11 protein-coding genes and 3 tRNA genes are annotated in these 16,512 nt (G+C 68.7%); 4 read left to right on the forward strand and 10 right to left on the reverse strand.

Going from position 1 to position 16,512, the window contains the following annotated elements; all coding sequences use genetic code 11:
* Positions 1-139 precede the first annotated feature (139 nt).
* The 3 genes from ACFXKZ_RS07165 to ACFXKZ_RS07175 all read left to right on the forward strand — a co-directional run bounded on the left by ACFXKZ_RS07165 (position 140) and on the right by ACFXKZ_RS07175 (position 3,081).
* A tRNA-Cys gene (locus tag ACFXKZ_RS07165) sits at positions 140-210 on the forward strand.
* A gap of 9 nt (positions 211-219) precedes the next feature.
* Positions 220-290: transfer RNA gene (locus ACFXKZ_RS07170), tRNA-Cys, on the forward strand.
* A gap of 349 nt (positions 291-639) precedes the next feature.
* Positions 640-3,081, forward strand: coding sequence for an endonuclease/exonuclease/phosphatase family protein (locus ACFXKZ_RS07175; protein WP_379997379.1), 2,442 nt, complete (start codon positions 640-642; stop codon positions 3,079-3,081).
* Positions 3,082-3,209: 128 nt separating this feature from the next.
* On the opposite strand, the gene ACFXKZ_RS07180 is transcribed toward ACFXKZ_RS07175, so the two are convergent.
* The 4 genes from ACFXKZ_RS07180 to ACFXKZ_RS07195 all read right to left on the reverse strand — a co-directional run bounded on the left by ACFXKZ_RS07180 (position 3,210) and on the right by ACFXKZ_RS07195 (position 7,441).
* Positions 3,210-4,460, reverse strand: a complete 1,251-nt coding sequence (locus ACFXKZ_RS07180; protein ID WP_379997381.1) for a M28 family peptidase — start codon at positions 4,458-4,460, stop codon at positions 3,210-3,212.
* 123 nt (positions 4,461-4,583) lie between these two features.
* Complete coding sequence (locus ACFXKZ_RS07185; protein ID WP_379997383.1) at positions 4,584-5,537, reverse strand: DMT family transporter; 954 nt, start codon at positions 5,535-5,537, stop codon at positions 4,584-4,586.
* Between the two features lie 37 nt (positions 5,538-5,574).
* The gene (locus tag ACFXKZ_RS07190; protein ID WP_379998655.1) at positions 5,575-6,375 is read right to left on the reverse strand and encodes a helix-turn-helix domain-containing protein; all 801 of its coding nucleotides are present in this window, start codon (positions 6,373-6,375) and stop codon (positions 5,575-5,577) included.
* A 118-nt stretch (positions 6,376-6,493) separates the two neighbouring features.
* A complete protein-coding gene (locus ACFXKZ_RS07195; protein ID WP_379997385.1) occupies positions 6,494-7,441 on the reverse strand; it encodes a hypothetical protein in 948 nt (315 codons plus the stop codon).
* A 141-nt stretch (positions 7,442-7,582) separates the two neighbouring features.
* Between ACFXKZ_RS07195 and ACFXKZ_RS07200 the strand changes: the two genes are divergently transcribed.
* Positions 7,583-7,656 (forward strand) — tRNA-Pro (locus ACFXKZ_RS07200).
* 56 nt (positions 7,657-7,712) lie between these two features.
* Here the strand turns inward: ACFXKZ_RS07200 and ACFXKZ_RS07205 are convergent.
* From ACFXKZ_RS07205 to ACFXKZ_RS07230, 6 genes are all read right to left on the reverse strand, one after another.
* A complete protein-coding gene (locus tag ACFXKZ_RS07205) occupies positions 7,713-8,948 on the reverse strand; it encodes a tyrosine-type recombinase/integrase (protein WP_379997386.1) in 1,236 nt (411 codons plus the stop codon).
* Positions 8,948-9,166 carry a helix-turn-helix transcriptional regulator gene (locus tag ACFXKZ_RS07210; protein WP_379997388.1) on the reverse strand — a complete coding sequence of 73 codons (219 nt, stop codon included), beginning with the start codon at positions 9,164-9,166 and terminating at the stop codon, positions 8,948-8,950. Before ACFXKZ_RS07210 ends, ACFXKZ_RS07205 begins: the two co-directional genes overlap by 1 nt.
* Before the next feature lie 359 nt (positions 9,167-9,525).
* Positions 9,526-10,176 carry a helix-turn-helix domain-containing protein gene (locus tag ACFXKZ_RS07215; RefSeq protein WP_379997390.1) on the reverse strand — a complete coding sequence of 217 codons (651 nt, stop codon included), beginning with the start codon at positions 10,174-10,176 and terminating at the stop codon, positions 9,526-9,528.
* Positions 10,177-10,839: 663 nt separating this feature from the next.
* Entirely contained in the window at positions 10,840-12,498 is a 1,659-nt protein-coding gene (locus tag ACFXKZ_RS07220; protein WP_379997392.1) for a UvrD-helicase domain-containing protein, read from the reverse strand.
* Complete coding sequence (locus ACFXKZ_RS07225; protein WP_379997394.1) at positions 12,495-14,120, reverse strand: ATP-dependent endonuclease; 1,626 nt, start codon at positions 14,118-14,120, stop codon at positions 12,495-12,497. Before ACFXKZ_RS07225 ends, ACFXKZ_RS07220 begins: the two co-directional genes overlap by 4 nt.
* 381 nt (positions 14,121-14,501) lie before the next feature.
* The gene (locus ACFXKZ_RS07230; protein ID WP_379997396.1) at positions 14,502-15,752 is read right to left on the reverse strand and encodes a DUF6236 family protein; all 1,251 of its coding nucleotides are present in this window, start codon (positions 15,750-15,752) and stop codon (positions 14,502-14,504) included.
* Between the last annotated feature and the right edge of the window lie 760 nt (positions 15,753-16,512).

Here is a 16,512-nt window from a genome sequence, read left to right on the forward strand (position 1 = left end):
GGACGGAGGGGGCCGGCGGCGCAGCCCCGTAGGGTCCGGGCGATCCGGTGCGGAGGACCGACGGATCGCCCGGCCGGGGGCAACGGTGGTGGGTGGCAACGAGGTTGGGGAGCAACAAAGGCTGAGAGAACAAAGGCCCGGTGGAGTGGCCGAGAGGTTAGGCAGCGGCCTGCAAAGCCGTTCACGCGGGTTCGAATCCCGTCTCCACCTCGTAGTCCCGATGGAGTGGCCGAGAGGCAAGGCAGCGGTCCGCAAAACCGTGTACGCGGGTTCGAATCCCGCCTCCATCTCCGAAGCGGCGCGCGGGCGTCGCACAGATGTCGATACGTGCCGGCTGCTGCTACACGCCGCGTGCTGCGCTGTGTGTTGCTTGGTGCTTGGTGCTTGGTGCTTGGTGCTTGGTGCATGGTGCGTCGTTGTGCGAAGGCCGACGGGCCCGAAGGGGTCGGGCGGAAAAGATTCGGGCGCCGGGTGAACCTTGGCCCTCTTCGGGCCGCCCAAACGATGGACGCCGTTCACCCTGAGTCCGGAGAATGTCCCGAACCTGTCCCTTTCCCACTTCGGAGGCTCTGGGTGACATTCCGTCAGCAATCGTCTCGACGACGATCCGCGTCGGGGTCGCGGCGCCGAATCGGTGTCGTGGCCACGACCGTGGCCGGCGCCCTCGCCGGCACCGCGCTCGTCGTCGCGCCCGCTCCGGCCGTCGCGGCGCCGGCCGTGGACGTACTGCTCGCCGAGGTGTACGGCGGTGGCGGCAACACCGGCGCGACCCTGACCAACGACTTCGTCGAGTTGGCCAACAAGGGTTCGGCCGCGGTCGCGGTCGACGGTTGGAGCGTGCAGTACCTCCCGGCCGCGCCCAAGCCGACCTCGGCCTGGCAGGTCACCGCGCTGACCGGCTCGGTGGCGCCGGGCGGCCGGTACCTGATCGGCGAGGCCAAGGGCGCAGGCGGCACCGTCGCGCTGCCCGCCCCGGACGCGGCGGGCTCGATCAACATGTCCGGGACCGCCGGCACCGTCGCCCTGGTCCGCGGCACCACCGCGCTCACCTGCCTGACCGCCGCGGACTGCCTCGCGGACGGCCGGGTCGTGGATGTGGTCGGCTACGGCGACGCGGTGGTCCGCGAGGGCACCCCGACGGCCCCCGCCACGAACTCGACGTCTGTGGCCCGTACTTCGGCGCTCGCGGACACCGACGACAACGGCGCCGACTTCGCGGCGGGCGCGCCGACGCCGCTCAACGCGCACGGGCAGGGTCCGACCGACCCCGGCGGTGGCGAGCCGGAGCCGACCAGTGCGCGGATCCACGACATCCAGGGCACCACGCGGGTGTCGCCGAAGAAGGGCGCGCGGGTGACGAGCGTGCCCGGTGTGGTCACCGGTGTTCGCGGTTTCGGTTCCGCGCGCGGCTTTTGGTTCCAGGACACCCAGGCGGACGACGATCCCCGCACGTCCGAGGGGCTGTTCGTGTTCACCGGTTCGGTGACGCCGAAGGTCGCGGTCGGCGACGCGGTGAAGGTGACCGGTCGGGTCGACGAGTTCTACCCCGGCGGCGCGGACATCGGCGGCCAGTCGTTGACCCAACTCGCCGACGCCACCTGGGTGATCGACGCGTCGGGTCAGGCGCTGCCCGCCCCCGTGCTGCTCGACGCGGCCTCCGTACCGGATGCGTACGTGCCCGTTGGGGCGCCGTCGATCGAGGCGCTGCCGCTGGAGCCGACGAAGTACGCGCTGGACCTGTACGAGTCGCTCGAAGGCCAATTGACGCGCGTAGCCGACTCGCGTGTGGTCGGCCCGAGCAACACGCACGGCGAGTTGTGGGTCACCGTCGAGCCGACACAGAACCCGACCGCGCAGGGCGGCACGCTGTACGCCGGCTACGACGCGCAGAACAGCGGTCGGATCAAGGTCTCCTCGCTGATCCCGTTCTCCCAGGAGCCGTTCCCGCAGGCGAACGTCGGCGACACGCTCTCCGGCGAGACCACGGGCCCGCTCACCTACGACCAGTTCGGCGGGTACACGCTGGCCGCGACGACCCTGGGCAAGGTGGCCAAGGGCACGTTGACGCCGGAGACCACGCGGGATCAGAAGAACTCCGAACTCGCGGTCGCCACCTACAACGTGGAGAACCTCTCCCCCAAGGACCCGCAGGCCAAGTTCGACCGCCTCGCGAAGGGCATCGTCACCAACCTCTCGACGCCCGACGTGGTGGCCCTGGAGGAGATCCAGGACAACAGCGGACCCACCAACGACGGTGTGGTGGCCGCGAATCAGACCCTGGACCAGTTGGTCGCGGCGATCAAGGCCGCGGGCGGGCCCGCCTATTCGTGGCGTTCGATCGAGCCGGTCGACGGCAAGGACGGCGGCCAGCCGGGCGGGAACATCCGCACCGCGTTCCTCTTCGACGCTACGCGCGTGGAGTTCGTGGACCGTCCCGGCGGCGGCTCGACCAGCGCGGTGGGTGTGCGCAAGGACTGGCTCGGACGTACCCAACTGACCCAGTCTCCGGGCCGGGTGGCGCCGACGGACGCGGCGTGGGACAACAGCCGCAAGCCGCTCGCGGGCGAGTTCCGCTTCCGTGGCAAGACCGTGTTCGTGATCGCGAACCACTTCGCCTCCAAGGGCGGCGACCAGGCGCTGGACAGCCGATTCCAGCCGCCGACGCGCGGTTCCGAGGTGCAGCGGGTGGCGCAGGCGAAGGTGCTGCGCGGCTTCGTGGACGAACTGCTCCGCTCCGACCCGCGGGCGAACCTGGTGCTCCTGGGCGACCTGAACGACTTCGCGTTCTCCCCGACGCTGAAGACGCTCACCGACGGCGGGGCGCTGCGCACGATGGTCGACACGCTGCCGGCGAACGAGCGGTGGGGGTACGTGTTCAACGGCAACAGCCAGATGCTCGACCACATTTTGACCAGCCCTCGGCTCAGCCGGTTCGAGTACGACATCGTGCACGTGAACGCGGCGTTCGCGGACCAGGCGAGCGATCACGATCCGCAGGTGCTGCGCGTGCATCCGAGTACGGGCAACGACTTCTTGGACCAGCTGGAGCGGTTGTGGGAGGAGTTGTTCGAGCGTTCGTAGCCGGAACTTCGAGGTGATGGTGCGTCGACTCGCGCCCGGTGTCGGTGGTTTCGGCATCGGGCGCGAGGCGTGTGTGGGGGCGAGGCGGGTGTGTGTGGGGCGAGGCGTCTGCGTATGCGGGTCGGTGCCTATTCGGGCTGCTCCGGCGCCAGCGCCCGGGCGGCGGCTTCGGCCAGGGCGCAGGCGTCGGCGACGCAGTCGTAGTCGACGTGTTCGGGCAGGTCGGTGTGCAGGTGGTAGTGCGGGATCAGCTTCTGGTCGTCGATGGAGACCAGCGTCGCTGTGGGGTAACCGTGCCGGTTGGGCACCACGCCGTCGGTGGAACTGCGTGAGCGCAGGCCGGTCAGGACCTTGATGTCGTTGCGGGTGGCGCACTCGGAGAGCAGGTTGTTGAACGGGACGTCGTAGGGCTCCATGCGCAACGGGCCCTCGGCTTCGAGGAGTACGAGGTTTCCGGAGCCGACGGTGTCGACGTTCAGGAACCAGGTGCGTTCGCGATCCAGGTCGGGGAAGTGTCGACGGGCGAAGCCGCGGATGCCTTCCTGCAGGGCCTCCTCGGCGCCGGCGGAGACGAGCAACACCCTGACGCCGTCGATGGGTTCGTCGCGCAGTGTGCGGGCGAGGGCGACCAGTACGGCCACCCCGGACAGGTTGTCGTTGGCGCCGGGGACCGCACGGCTGCGGCCGATCTGGGTGAACGCGGCGGTGGACAGGGCGGCGAGGCCGATGCCGGCGCGGCGCAGGCTCTTGGCGCCGGTGGCCGCGCCGAGCGCGATCAGGGCCGGACCGGCGACGACCGGCCACCACAGCGGCGGATTCTCGTTCACCCGGTCGAGCAGGTGCGGGTAGCGGGTGGCGAGCCGGCGTGCGGCTCGTTCGTCGAACACCGCGCCGGTGGGCGCCGCGTCGTGGTGCGCGGTCACCACGAGGGTGCGTGGCGCGTCCGGGTCGCCCACGGAGGCGACCACGTTGTGGGCGCTGCGCCGGCGACCGCCGAGGGCCCTGCGGGCGTATTGGCGCCGGTAGGAGATGTCGTCCGCGATGCCCACGGTGGCGGCGGTCGCGACCGCCGTCGCGGCGAGGCGGGAGCGGCCTGCGAGCAGGCCGGCGGCGGTGGCCAGGGCGGTGAGGGTGCCGATCGGGCGCGCGTAGGAGGTGTACGCCGGCTCCTCCTCGACCGCGGCGTCGGTCGCGCCCAGTGTGCGCAGCAGGTCGGCTATCCGGTGTGCGGCCTCCCGCTCGCCGGGCGAGGTGGGCAGCCGTTCGATCCGGGCCAACGGCTCGATCACGGCGCGCAGTTCGGCTTCGGTGGGCCGGCGTGAGCGGTGCCTTCGGCCGGTGCCGCTCGGGTGCGGATCCATTCCCCCATGGCTCGTCATCCCGCCACGATGCCACGCGGGGTCGGGCGGTGTCCGAGGGGAACGGGCGTTTGTTACCGATGGGTTGTGATGGGGCGAGGGCTTCCGGGGACGGGGGCAGGCGCGCCTTCCACCGACCGGGGGTCAGCTGCTCTGCGTCGAGGCGTCCATGGCTCCGGGCAGTTCGTCGGTCGTGGTCGTCGCCTCGGCCGCCTCGGCCGCCTCGGTCTCCCCGGCAATCGGCGCGGCGTTCTTGCGGGTGGCCAGTACCGCCCCGCCCAGGATCAGGACGAACGACGCGCCGATCGCGAGGGTGAACGTCTCGTCCAGGATCAGCACGCCGGCCGCCACCGCCACCGCCGGGTTGACGTACGTGATGACCGTGGCGCGGGCCGCGCCGACCTCGCGGACCAGTTCGAAGAAGATCACCATCGCGATCGCCGTGCACACCAGGGCCAGTACGCCGATCGCCCCGAGCGCCTTACCGCCCGGCACGTGCGCGGGCCACTGCACGGCGGCGAGCGGTGTGTACACCAGCGCGGTGAAGCCGAGGCAGACCACGGTCATCGGCAGGCTCGGCACGTCCTTGAGCCGGCGCTCTGCCACCAGCGCCGCGCCCGCGTAGCACAGGGCCGTGGCCAATACCTCGACCGCCGCCCAGGGGTCGCCGCCGCCCAGCGTCGGCCCGGCCAATACCGCGACCCCGCCGAACCCGATCGCGAGCCCGGCCCACCGCACCGGCCCCATACGCTCGGTGCCGCCGGCCAGGTAGACCAGTACCGCCCCGAAGATCGGCACGGACGCGATCAGCAGCCCGGTGGTCGAGCTGGACAGCCGCCGCTCGGCGTCCGAGAGCATCCACCACGGCCCGACGAACTCGGTCACCGCGAAGACGAGCAGCGGCCACTTGTACGGGGCCAGCCCGCGCATCCCCCCGCCGCGCAGCGCGAACGGCAGCAGCAGCAGGGCGCCGAGCCCGGTACGCGCGAACACCAGCACGCCCGGCGACACCTCGTCCACCGCGACCTTGATCAGCAGGTACGGGATCCCCCAGATCACGCACATGCACGCGAACAACAACGCTCCACGACGACTCACGGCCGTGTCCCCTCAATCTCTGGATCGAAAAGGATGATCAACCACACGGGGCCGATCGGTCTAGAACGTTGTTGCACAGCACGCTGTCGCGCAGCACGCTGCTGCGGTAGCCGGCGGGCGTGACGCCGAGTACGCGGCGAAACCACCGGCCCAGATGCGCCTGGTCCGCGAAGCCGACGGCCAGGGCGGCCCCGGCGGGCGTCATCCCGCGGGCCAGGAGCTCCTGGGCGCGGGCGACGCGGTGCTGGGCGAGCCAGGCGTACGGGGGCAGGCCCGCCACGTCGCGGAAGGCGCGCAGGGTCTGGTAGCGGGACAGGCCGATCCCGGCCGCCAGCTCGCTCAGCGACGGCGGCTCGACGAGCTGGTCGGCCAGCCGTTCCCGAACGGCGCGGGCCACCCGGGCGGCGTCCGGCGAGGTACGGCGGCGCGCCTGTTCACGGACCGCGTGTCGGCCGACGAGGGCGCGCAGCACCTCCACGAGCCGGGACTCGCCCTCGAAGGCGTCACCGCCGGTGGTCAGGTGCACGTGTACGGCGACCATCTCGGCGGCGAGCGCCGGGTCGGCGACGATCAGCGACGGGAAGTGCGGCGCGGGGCCGGGCAGGTCCTCGCCGACCAGGGTGGTGGAGGGGTAGAAGACCCGATAGGCGTACCCCTCGGGGACGCCCGGCCCACCGGTGTGCGTCTCGCCCGGCTCGGCGACGACCACCGCCCCGGGGCCGGAGCGGTGTACGGCACCTCGGTAGTTGATCTGCTCGATGCCCTCGACGCAGACGCCGATCGCGTACTCCTCGTGCGCGTGCGGGGCGTAGCGGTGCCGCCGGAAGCGGGCGGTCATCAGGTCCAGGGGCGCGTCCTCGACGCCGTGTACGCGAGTCCACACGGCGCGGTCCACGGCGGCGGGGCCGAGGACGTCGCCGCCGCCCCGGCCCGCGCGTCGTGCCCCGGGGTCGGGCTCACCACTCATGTCGGTTCGCTCTCAGATATCCGTGGACGGCCCGTCCGGGCACGATGGGGTCGAACCACTCCTCCGGGCCGGGGTCCGACAGGCGCGGCTCGACGGTCTCGGGGTCGTCGGAGGCCGCGTCGCTGAAGGTGACGAAGGCGGCCTCGACGTCGTCGTCGTACAGCCCTTGCCGCTCCAGCAGCGACGCCGCCTGATCCACCAGCAGCCGCAGTGCCATCTCCTCGGCGAAACAGCCGGGCGGCGCCCACTCGGTACCGGCGAGCCGCCCGGTGACGGTGACCGCGGCGACCACGAAGCGGCGGACGAACCCCTCCTCGGTCAGCGGCAACGCGTCGAGGACGAAGAACGAGGCGCCGTCCTCCTCGCGCAGATTGACGAGGTCGGTGAACAGGAGGTCGATCAGCACCCCGACGGAGGCGGCGACGGCGCCCGCCGCGAGTCGGGCCTTCTCCTCCGGCACGTCGGGCTGCGCGGTGTCGGGCTCACACCCGAACGCGTCGAGTCCGAATGCCCGCACCCCCGCGGCCTGCCGCTCGATCCGCAGCCGCTCCTCCGGCATCGGCCGCCGCGCCCGCATGGTCGGATCCTCCGCGGGCGCGTCCGGCCCCTCGGCGGCCAGCAAACTCTCGTACACGAGCTCGTCGTGCAGCTGCACCTCGCTCCGCACCACCCGCCAATCCGCGAGCAACACGCTGGCCTCCAACACCGCGAGCACGATCTGCCGAGCCGTCCGCTCGGCCGCCTCCAGTGTCGGCGCGTCCACCGACAACAACACCCCGGCCCCATCCGACCGGGGCGTGACCCGATGGTCCACCAGATCCACCCCGACCCCGTCCGCCTCCTCGAACCCCTCCACGGCATCGAGCCCGTCACTCAGCAACGCCCCGACCCCGAGCCGCTGGAGTTCATCCAGATCGGGATAGGTCTCGAGGGGCACGACATCGACATTCACCGGATAAGCCACCCGAAGATCTTCCCGGACCCACGCCCCTTCCCCACCCCCGACACCACCGAACAACCACGTGGCGGACCACCCCCCCAAGTGCGATATGGTTTCCGTGTTCGGCCAGCCGAACACCGGGACGTGGCGCAGCTTGGTAGCGCACTTGACTGGGGGTCAAGGGGTCGCAGGTTCAAATCCTGTCGTCCCGACGGTGTTCAAGAGGCGCTGACAGGGGCAAAAGCCCAGGTCAGCGCCTCTTGCAGGTTTAGACCACTCGCAGGTTGGTTGTACGGTTCAAGATCATCTGTGGACCATTTGTGGACCAAGCCGGGTCGAGATGCACCTGGAGCGCCCCTCCGGCGTCGATGATCGACTGCCTCGCGGGGTGCAGATATCGCTGTGTCGTCGACAGCGATCCGTGCCCGGCGATCTTCCGCAACACATGCACCGGGATGCCCGCGTCGGCCATCCACGTCAGCCCGGTGTGCCGCAGATCGTGCCGGCGCAGGAACTCGTACCCCAGCCCCGCGACCACTTCGTCCCAGTGCGTCGCGTCACGCAGCACCGCCGTGGTGATGCGTCCTCCGCGCGGCCCGGTGAACAGCCGGGCCATCGGGTCGGGTTCCGGCCCGAGGAGAGCGATCCGGCGCAGCACGAGCGGGCGGACCTGCGGAATGATCGGCACCCATCTTCGGCGCTTGCCCTTGGTGCCCTTGTCGACGAGCCCGCCCGGCGAAGGCGTGGTCTGCCGGCACAGGTTCCACATCCACTCGCGCGTGTCGATGTCCTTGAGCCGAACCCCGGACACCTCCCCGATCCGCGCCGCGGTGCAGCCGGCGAAGCGAACGACGTCGCCCCAGCCGCCGAAGTCGCCGTGTGAGCGCCGGACAAGGGCGTCGGCCAGGGTGTCGAGCGCGGCCCAGTCACGCAGCGCCAGTTCGCGCGGGTTGTCGAGCTCATCCTCGGCCATGCGAAACGCGTGCTGCCACCCGCTGATCCGGGCCGGGTTCGTCTCGACGAGACCGTCCCGCTGTGCCTGCTGCATCACCCGCACGAGTACGGCGATGGTGCACTTGATCGTCGAGCGACCGGCCCCGTCCTCGATCCACTCGTACACGGTCCGGTCCACCGCGCCGTAGGTGAGCGAGTGCACCGGCAGGTGGCCCAAATACGGCTTCACCCGCAGCCGCCAACCGGCCATGTACGGGTCCGTGGTCTTCTTCTCCAGACCGCGCAGCGCCATGTCCATCACCAGGTCCCCGTATTCGCCCAAGGGCATCGTCGCCATCCCGGGATCGACACCCGCAAGCGCCAACCTCCGCAACCGCTCGATCCACGCCTCTGCCGCCTCCTCCGTATCGAGACTCTCCGACGCGGACCTGCGCTCCCTGCTCACCGGATCCACCCACCGCAACCGCGCCCGGTACGGCGTCGGCCGATCCTTCAAAAACTCGATGTCGGACGACAACGGGATGCCGGCAGGCGGTATCCGAGGAGGCATCAGGCGGCCACCTGCGGATCCACCCGACGGCTCGCCAGCCACGCCTCGACATCGGCGGCGCTGTATACCGTCGTCCGCGCCGAGAGCGGCACGAACGGCGGCCCCTGCACCGGCCGCCCGGTCCGCCACCGCCGCAGGGTCGACGGATCCACCCCCAGCAGCTCCGCAACCTCCTCGGTGGAATACCACCCGCCCTCCAACAAGCCCGCCCCGGCCATGTCCCGCTCCGCACTTTCGGGCCGAACTCGCGTCCGATGCAGATGACGCATCGCCACCACCCCTGTCCGTACATGTCGTTCTTTGCATCGGCCAGTTATCGATGCATACCTTCGAAACGCCCGAGCTTCCGCTCATCGATCCGGTCGAGCACCCGCGCCGTCCGTCGACACGGACTTGACGGGCCATGCGGATCCTTGTCGTGATCGACTCCGACTCCGCCTCCAGGAATGGCGGTGCCACTCCAAGCCGGCGATTCCCCGCGCACGCCGTAAGCTCTGCGGGCACAGTTCTCCGCCCCCGATGGCCACTCGGTCGTGTTCGGAGTCATCACCTCAACGGCGTTGATGCGGCGAGCCGTTCACGCGCCGGACGCCTCCGTCGCGGCGCCGTCGTCGACGTGAGCGAGTCCGGCGGGAAGCGCGGGCGGCTCCAGGCCCCGATCGCGCATGCGCACACGCAGATCCCGTAGGGCCAGGACGTCCTCGAACGCCAGCCGCTCGTACCGTGCCGCAACCTGCCCCAACCGCTCGTGCTCGGCCGGATCGAGGTTGACCGTAGCCAGGCGGCGCCGATCGTGCGCCAGCCGCCCGGACGCCACGGCCGCCTCGACGGCAACCGCGTGCTGCCGGAAAGCCTCAAGCCGCGCACGCGGCGAATCCGCGGGCGGCAACTCGGACAACGGCGTCTCCCCCGTAAAAGCGGCAAGCCCATCCCACGTATCAACGACGACGCCAGGTGTCGGAGAAACCGTGGCAACCTCACCCACGGGAAACAGAAGACTGATCGCCGGCACACCCAACGCCTGAGCCAGGGCCACCAGTTCGGTCACATCAAGCGACTCGCGCCGCCCGATCTCCAGATTCGCCAACACCCCACGCTGCATCTCCACACCCAACGCCGTACACGCGTCCGCGAGCTGCTGCGCACTCATCCTCCGCGCCTTGCGATGGCGCCGCACCTCACCCGCGACAACCGCCACCAGGCTCGATGCCGATTCGTTTTGCGTCATGAGTGAACAGTACATCATTATTCTGATCTTTGACGAGACAGTCTTCGCTCGCGAGACATCACTGGCTAGACCGGGCGCAAGAATTGTTTTCTCTTGACACAAGCAGCGATTCACGGCGCTGACGCGCGATGAGAGGGGTGACACTCCGAGCTGTCGTGAGCCCCAGGCACCCTCGACCGATCCCGCGAACGGCGGATCCATACCTGGTCGACTCCACGCTTCAGGGCAACGCGTACGCCACAGCCCGACGCAACAGGACCCGGCACGCCGCCCCGGAGGGAGCCCGATCAGCCCGACCGGACTGGGCTCGATTCGAGGGGGCCCAACGAGCCGAACCACCCACCCCTGCTTTGTAAGTGCCGATGGGACGGTGCCGAGGGATGCCACAGAGGGGCGCTGTGTCCCGTTTTGGATCTCCCAATGCCGCGAAATCGGGGGATACCGCCGGATGTCGGCGGGTGCCGGAACCGTCGTGCACGCGCCGTACGCGCAAATGCGTGCACTGGTCGGAGGTTTCCGTGATGCGCCCCGGGATTCTTCCGGGGCGCATCACGTCGCGTTTTACCGCCCTCGATGGCTGTGTTCGCCGCGACCTCGACAACCACCGTGGACGCGACTGACCTCTGCCCTATCGTGCACATCCGACTCACTAGTGGGTCGCGATCACGGACGCCCGGTGGTCAGTCGATCGAGGTGTTCAAGCATGGTGGCCGCATTCAATGAGCAGCTTTGCGCCACTGCCCACCACCAACGACTGGGCGTGGTCGGATAGGGATTGCCCTTTTTGGATATACGTGACCTGGCCGCGGTAACCACGAGGCCGTGTCGGGCTCGGGAGAGCATGACGAGCAGCACGCGCAGTTCCTCGGCGAGGTCTTCAGGCTTCGACTGTCCACTGGGGATGTGGAATTCCTCGATGCCGGGCACGAAGACCCAGTCGAATTGGCGTCCCTTACCGGTGTGCGCATTGAGCAGGTGGACGCCGGGCTGCAAGGATCCGCTCATCTCCGGGGGGCGCAGTTGGCTGAGTGCCGATGCGGGCGACCCGAAGAGTTCGGCCTGTTCGAGGAATGTGTCCAGCGCCGTTGCCACACGATCGTGGGTCTCGACGTCGGACGGTTCGACTGCAGACAGAACGAACTTGCGCAGGTTGTCGCCCTCGGCCTTGGGGTGCTGCGCGGCGACGGTGTGCAGAAGTTGCAGCACTTCCTCGTCGTCGATGGCGAGGTCCCAGCGTTGCCGGGGCAAGTGCGAAGCGTGGCCGAACTTCTCGTCGGTGACAGCGCGGCGCCAGCCCTCCCGGGTTATGACGCCGATCGTTGCAGTTGGGTCCGAGTCCAGGATCTTGGTGGAGATGTCCACAATCCATTGCGACTCCTCGTCCTCGGTGTCGAAGACGTGAGCCACGGCGGCTCCCCCGCCTATCCAGTTTTCCGGGTGGGCCGCGACGAGAGTCTCGCCACCGGCCAGTACGGCCACCTTGTTCACCACACCCAACACAGCGGGCGAGGAGCGGTACGACATCGTCAGGCGGTGTGGAGGGCCGCAGACGACGCGAAGTTCGGCCTCAATCTCCACGGGTCGGGCGCCGGCCCAACTGTAGATGCCCTGCAGCGGATCGCCCACGCACGTAATCGATTCCGTGCAACTGCCCAAGGCTATACGGAGTTGCTGGGGTGACAGGTCCTGGAATTCGTCGACCAGGATCGCTCCGAAGTGGGCCCTGTACAGAGCGCCCACGGCCTCGATGCCCAGTAGGCGTTGTGCATGTCGAAGCAGGTCGTCGTAGTGAAACAGGCCGGCCGCGGCACGGTCGCGTTCTATCTCACGGGCGAAAGGGTTGCCGATGCGGTCGAGTTCGCGGCCGACGGCGTCGTCATCGTGTGCGTCACTCTTCGCTTCCCGGAGTGCGGACTCGATGCCCTTTCGGGCGTCCGCAGCCTGTTCTCTGGTCATGTCGACCGTGTACCGCGCAACGGCGCAGGTCAGTGTGTTGCGGGTGGGCATCGGGAACTTCGGGTCGATGCCGATGGTCTGTCCGTGAGCACGGATGATCTCCGCCGCGTACCCGTGGAAGTTTCGGACATGTACGCGGCGGCGGAATTGTTGAGCGCCCACGGCGCGGATGAGCCTGTCCGTCAGGTTCTGTCTGGCCCGATTGGAGAAGGTCAACGCCAGGATCTGCTGGTGGGGACCGAGTCGTGGGATGAGGTAGTCCGCGCGTCGGGCGAGGAGTTCGGTCTTGCCACAGCCTGGTGGCGCAATGACCAGCATGTGGGGGTCGGGGTTCAGGGCTGGGTCGGCTTCGACCGGGATGCTCATCGCGCGGCCAACTCCCTTACCTTCTCCAGAATCCCCTTGACGGCGGGCATCCTTGTGACCTGCTCAGCCGTCAAGGACGCGCTCACGGCCTCCGCAGCCGCCGTCTTGTTGTTACGGCAGAAGCGGGCTATGCCCTCAATAGTGAGGTCGTCGTCGCCGGCAACTCCGGAAGCCTCCCGGAGGGCCCCTTCGCGGCAGACCTTGGCAGCGACGAGGAGCTCGTTCATGCCGGTTGCGGTCAATGCGGTGCAGTACTCGTGCTCAAGATCGATTTGGCAGGCCCACACGCGGTCGCCCAGCACGATCGACTGCTTGCCGCCGTAGGCCCCGCAGAAGATGCCCTTCTCCGCCTCGTCCACCAGGCCGAGGACACACACGCCGAAGCCGTTCTTGCCCAGGAGAGCGTAAACGTGCCGAAACTTGTCCGCGCCGTCGAGCGTGAACACCATCGCACCGATGCGGTCCAGATCGATGCCCAGGACGCGCGCGGCACGCTGCACGATCCGACGGTCCGAGATGCCTTCGACCGCGATCACGTATCGCGCGGTAAGCGCTTCCAGCAGGTGCGGTGACCACCACTGCAGCCGCAGCTTCTCGATCGTGTCGAACCTGTTCTCATTCAGTTGGTGCGCGCTGCCGTCGGGGGCGATGACCAGCACGTGCGCAGGTTCGAAACACTGAAGGACGTAGGCGGAATGCGTCGCCACGATCTTTTGGTTGGCTCCGGAGGCAAACAGTGTCGCGACGTTGCGCTGATTCGAGGGCTGCAGATGAAGCTCCGGTTCGTCTACCGCGACGATGTTGGCACCGGCTTCGGCGAGGTCGAACAACGTCATCGCGACCAACTGCCGCATCCCGTCGGACTGCTCGATCAGCGGGACGTACTGTCCGTTGCGGCTGAAGAACATCGAAACACCCGCGAGGACGGAAGCGGCGGGATCCGATTGAGTGCGTATCGCCAGGTCATCGGCGGTGACGGTCTGCGGCATCGCCTTGCTGAGGTGATCCGCTACAGTCCCGCGCAGCTCTCCCAGCCGCTCGCTCACGCCGAGCTTCTCATTGAAGTCATCGAGCAGGCCAGTCAACTGGTGTGCTTCGGGGCCCATGTCGATGGCGTCGAGCAGAGTGCGCAACGCGCTGTTGGGGCCGTCCAACAGCGAGGCACCCGCCGTGCGGTTTGCCGACAGGTACCGCCAGCCCAGAGCGGCGATTTGGTCCCGCGTGGGTGCCCGACCCTCCGCGGTTCCGGGCAGCCATCGGCGGATGGTGATGGCCTCCGGATCACCGTCCACCGGCTCGACATCAAGGCGAATCTTCAAGGTCGCCGTCGTTTGGTCCTCGGGATCGATATCAATCTCGCGATAGAAGAGTCGCCGCTCTTCGCCCGTGAGTTCGGCGAAGGCCGCCTCGACTATCAGCGGCCTCATCGGGTCGCGAAGGTCGGCCCGGGACAAGCTTTGGTAGAGCTGGCCGACCGTGCACGCGAACGTCAGATTGAGTAGGCGCAGCAGCGACGACTTGCCCACGTCGTTCGCCCCGACGATCACCAAGTGCTCGCGGACCCGGATCTCCAGGTCCTGCAGGCGTTGGGAGTTGACGATCTTGAGCCATGTGAGCTTCACGGGGCTGCCCCGGTTTCTAGGATCACGACCAGCAGGTACCAGGGCAGCTTCGGGTTGCCGAACAACTTGCGAACTGTGCCATGGATCACCGACAGCCTACGCATCGATTTGGAGGGCATGCGTGCGATTTACGCTCCCGAACGCGCCGAACCCGGTGGGCTTACAGAGTCTGATGACCGATCTCGGCGCTGCCGGCAACGTCTCCCGCTGAAACGCCACCACGTCCGGGGCCAGGCATCCCACCTTGATGCACGGCGGCCTGCTCCCTGGCCGCCGTGCCGAAGGCTTGAACGCGGTGGATGCCTGTCGCGCGGTGGATGGCGGCGAGGCGAAGCCCGGCCGTCCAACCGCTCGGCACCCGCCCGTCTTTCGCCTGTCGACCTACAAGCCGGAACCCGACAGTCGGGCCAGTGCGCGGGGAATGCGCTTGAGCAGAGCGACGGGCGGGAGTTCGTGTTCGGCGCGCAGGAGGTACCCGGCGGGCGAACTGCCCATGGCGGCATCCCGGGCGGCGGCGGTGGTTTGACGGAGCGCGACCATTCCTAGGGCCACCGTGCCACCGGTTGCGACAGCGGTCGCGAGGGCGCCTTGGCCGAATGCGGTGGACGCGGCGTATGTGGTGGCGCCGCTCGGCACGAGGCTGAGCCCCATGATGCCGGTCGCGGCCTTCATGGGGGCGCCACGCAGGGCGGCTCGGAGTTCCCGCAGCGGTTCCCGGAAGCTGTTGTTCACCGCCTGGTCGAGGTACAGCCGGAGCGCTTGCGGGTCCTCGATTCCGCCGAGAGCCGGTTCAAGTTCCCGTGCGAGGTCGGCCACCGCGCTGGTGAACGCCGTGAACTCCGCGCCGTGATCGGTACGCAGCTTGATGATCCGCTCGACCGGAACGCTCTCCAGGTCGGCGGGTACCACCAGTTCGATGGCAAGGTGCCCGACCATCCGCGCGATGTCCTGGTCCGGCACGGGCGTGGACTGCCCCAGCAGGACCTCGGCGATTCGGGTGTCGTCCCACGTTCCCGTCGCCGAGTGCGCCCCGACCCGATCGGTCAGCGGAGCGAAGCGCGTGCGACGCGCCAACTCCTGGGTGAGCACGCACTTGTACGCCCACGCCAGACTCGGATCGGTGGCGACCCACTCCCCCGGCCACGCGTCCGTATATCGGGACCGCGACGTCGCCACCGCCAGGCCGGACGCGAACAGGGCGTCGCGCAGCGCCGGATCCACTTCATTCCAGTACAGACCGGCGAGCGGCCTCTGCCGGGTCGGCAACGCAAGGTGGGCGGTCGAGGATGCCGGTTCGACGGTCACCTGAGCACCCACACCGCGCACACGGTGGCCGGGATCGTTGACCTCAAGCAAGCGTCCGGGGCCCGCAAGATACCGCCGGCGCAGATCCGCGCTGTGATCGTTCAGGATCCGTAACCAGCCCGGCGCGATTGCCGAGGCCGCCGCCGAAGGATCCACGTCCACGAGGAAATCGAGGCCGTCCTTCAACGCATACGCGGTCTCCGTGTCGTGGACCCGAAAGCCCTGCGGCACCACGCGCGCGACCTGCGGCCAGTACAACGCTGCGGCCTTTATCCAGCTCTCATCCCGAACATGCACGTACGGGTAGTACAGACCTATTCGCTGCATAACCGTCCTTTTGCATAGGGCCCCTGGCCGCCCACGAGGCTCACGCTCCATCCAAACGCATGCCTGGCAACAGTGAACCTCACATTCGCTCACCGCCCCGATGCTCCCACCGGTGCCACGCGGTGGCCGTCACGCACACGGTCCGCATTGGGATATCCGTGCGCTGGTGGGGGGTTTTCGTGATGCGCCCCAGGGGCCCCTGGGGCGCATCACGTCGCACAGGGAGCGCGGGATCAGCCTTTCGGGCCGTCCTGTCGTTGCGGCGGTGACGAAACCAGGGCAGTGTCCGCAATTCGAGCCCCGGCATCGAGTGCTCTCGTGGCCGCGCCACGCCCCAACGGTGACCACGCGATCGGCGCTGCGATGAGTACAGCGGCGGCGGCCAACGCGCGTGTCCACGTTTCGGCCCTGCCAGCCGTTCCAGCGCTCAGCGCAGTTGCGCGGCGATGGCGAGGGTCCATCCTCGCCGCGGCGTCACGGGCCCGATTTGCGATCCCCGAGCAGACTTGGGCGGCACGGGCCAGTAAACACACCGCGGCAAGCCACAGGCCGACGCAACCAACAAGCCCGCCGAGCACGCGCTGCGGTAAGGACGGCGGAGCATCCGCAGTGGTCTGCACTCCGACTACAGCGAAAACGACGGAGGTCATGCAACCGACAGCAAGGAAAGTCGCCGCCAACAATCGAAGCAGCGGCCGTTCCTTGGCTTGTTGACTAACTTCCTGTTCCTCATCGGTGGAACCGGGCGCTGGCCCAGGCG

Origin of the sequence: Embleya sp. NPDC059237 (assembly GCF_042754105.1) — a bacterium.
Classification (GTDB): Bacteria; Actinomycetota; Actinomycetes; order Streptomycetales; family Streptomycetaceae; genus Embleya.

Bases quoted from the DNA above. Each gene is read 5' to 3' on its own strand.
- ACFXKZ_RS07180 (WP_379997381.1), bottom strand. From the start codon at position 4,460: ATGACGAGCCATGGGGGAATGGATCCGCACCCGAGCGGCACCGGCCGA.
- ACFXKZ_RS07190 (WP_379998655.1), bottom strand. From the start codon at position 6,375: ATGACCGCCCGCTTCCGGCGGCACCGCTACGCCCCGCACGCGCACGAG.
- ACFXKZ_RS07205 (WP_379997386.1), bottom strand. From the start codon at position 8,948: ATGCCTCCTCGGATACCGCCTGCCGGCATCCCGTTGTCGTCCGACATC.
- ACFXKZ_RS07210 (WP_379997388.1), bottom strand. From the start codon at position 9,166: ATGGCCGGGGCGGGCTTGTTGGAGGGCGGGTGGTATTCCACCGAGGAG.
- ACFXKZ_RS07215 (WP_379997390.1), bottom strand. From the start codon at position 10,176: ATGACGCAAAACGAATCGGCATCGAGCCTGGTGGCGGTTGTCGCGGGT.
- ACFXKZ_RS07220 (WP_379997392.1), bottom strand. From the start codon at position 12,498: ATGAGCATCCCGGTCGAAGCCGACCCAGCCCTGAACCCCGACCCCCAC.
- ACFXKZ_RS07230 (WP_379997396.1), bottom strand. From the start codon at position 15,752: ATGCAGCGAATAGGTCTGTACTACCCGTACGTGCATGTTCGGGATGAG.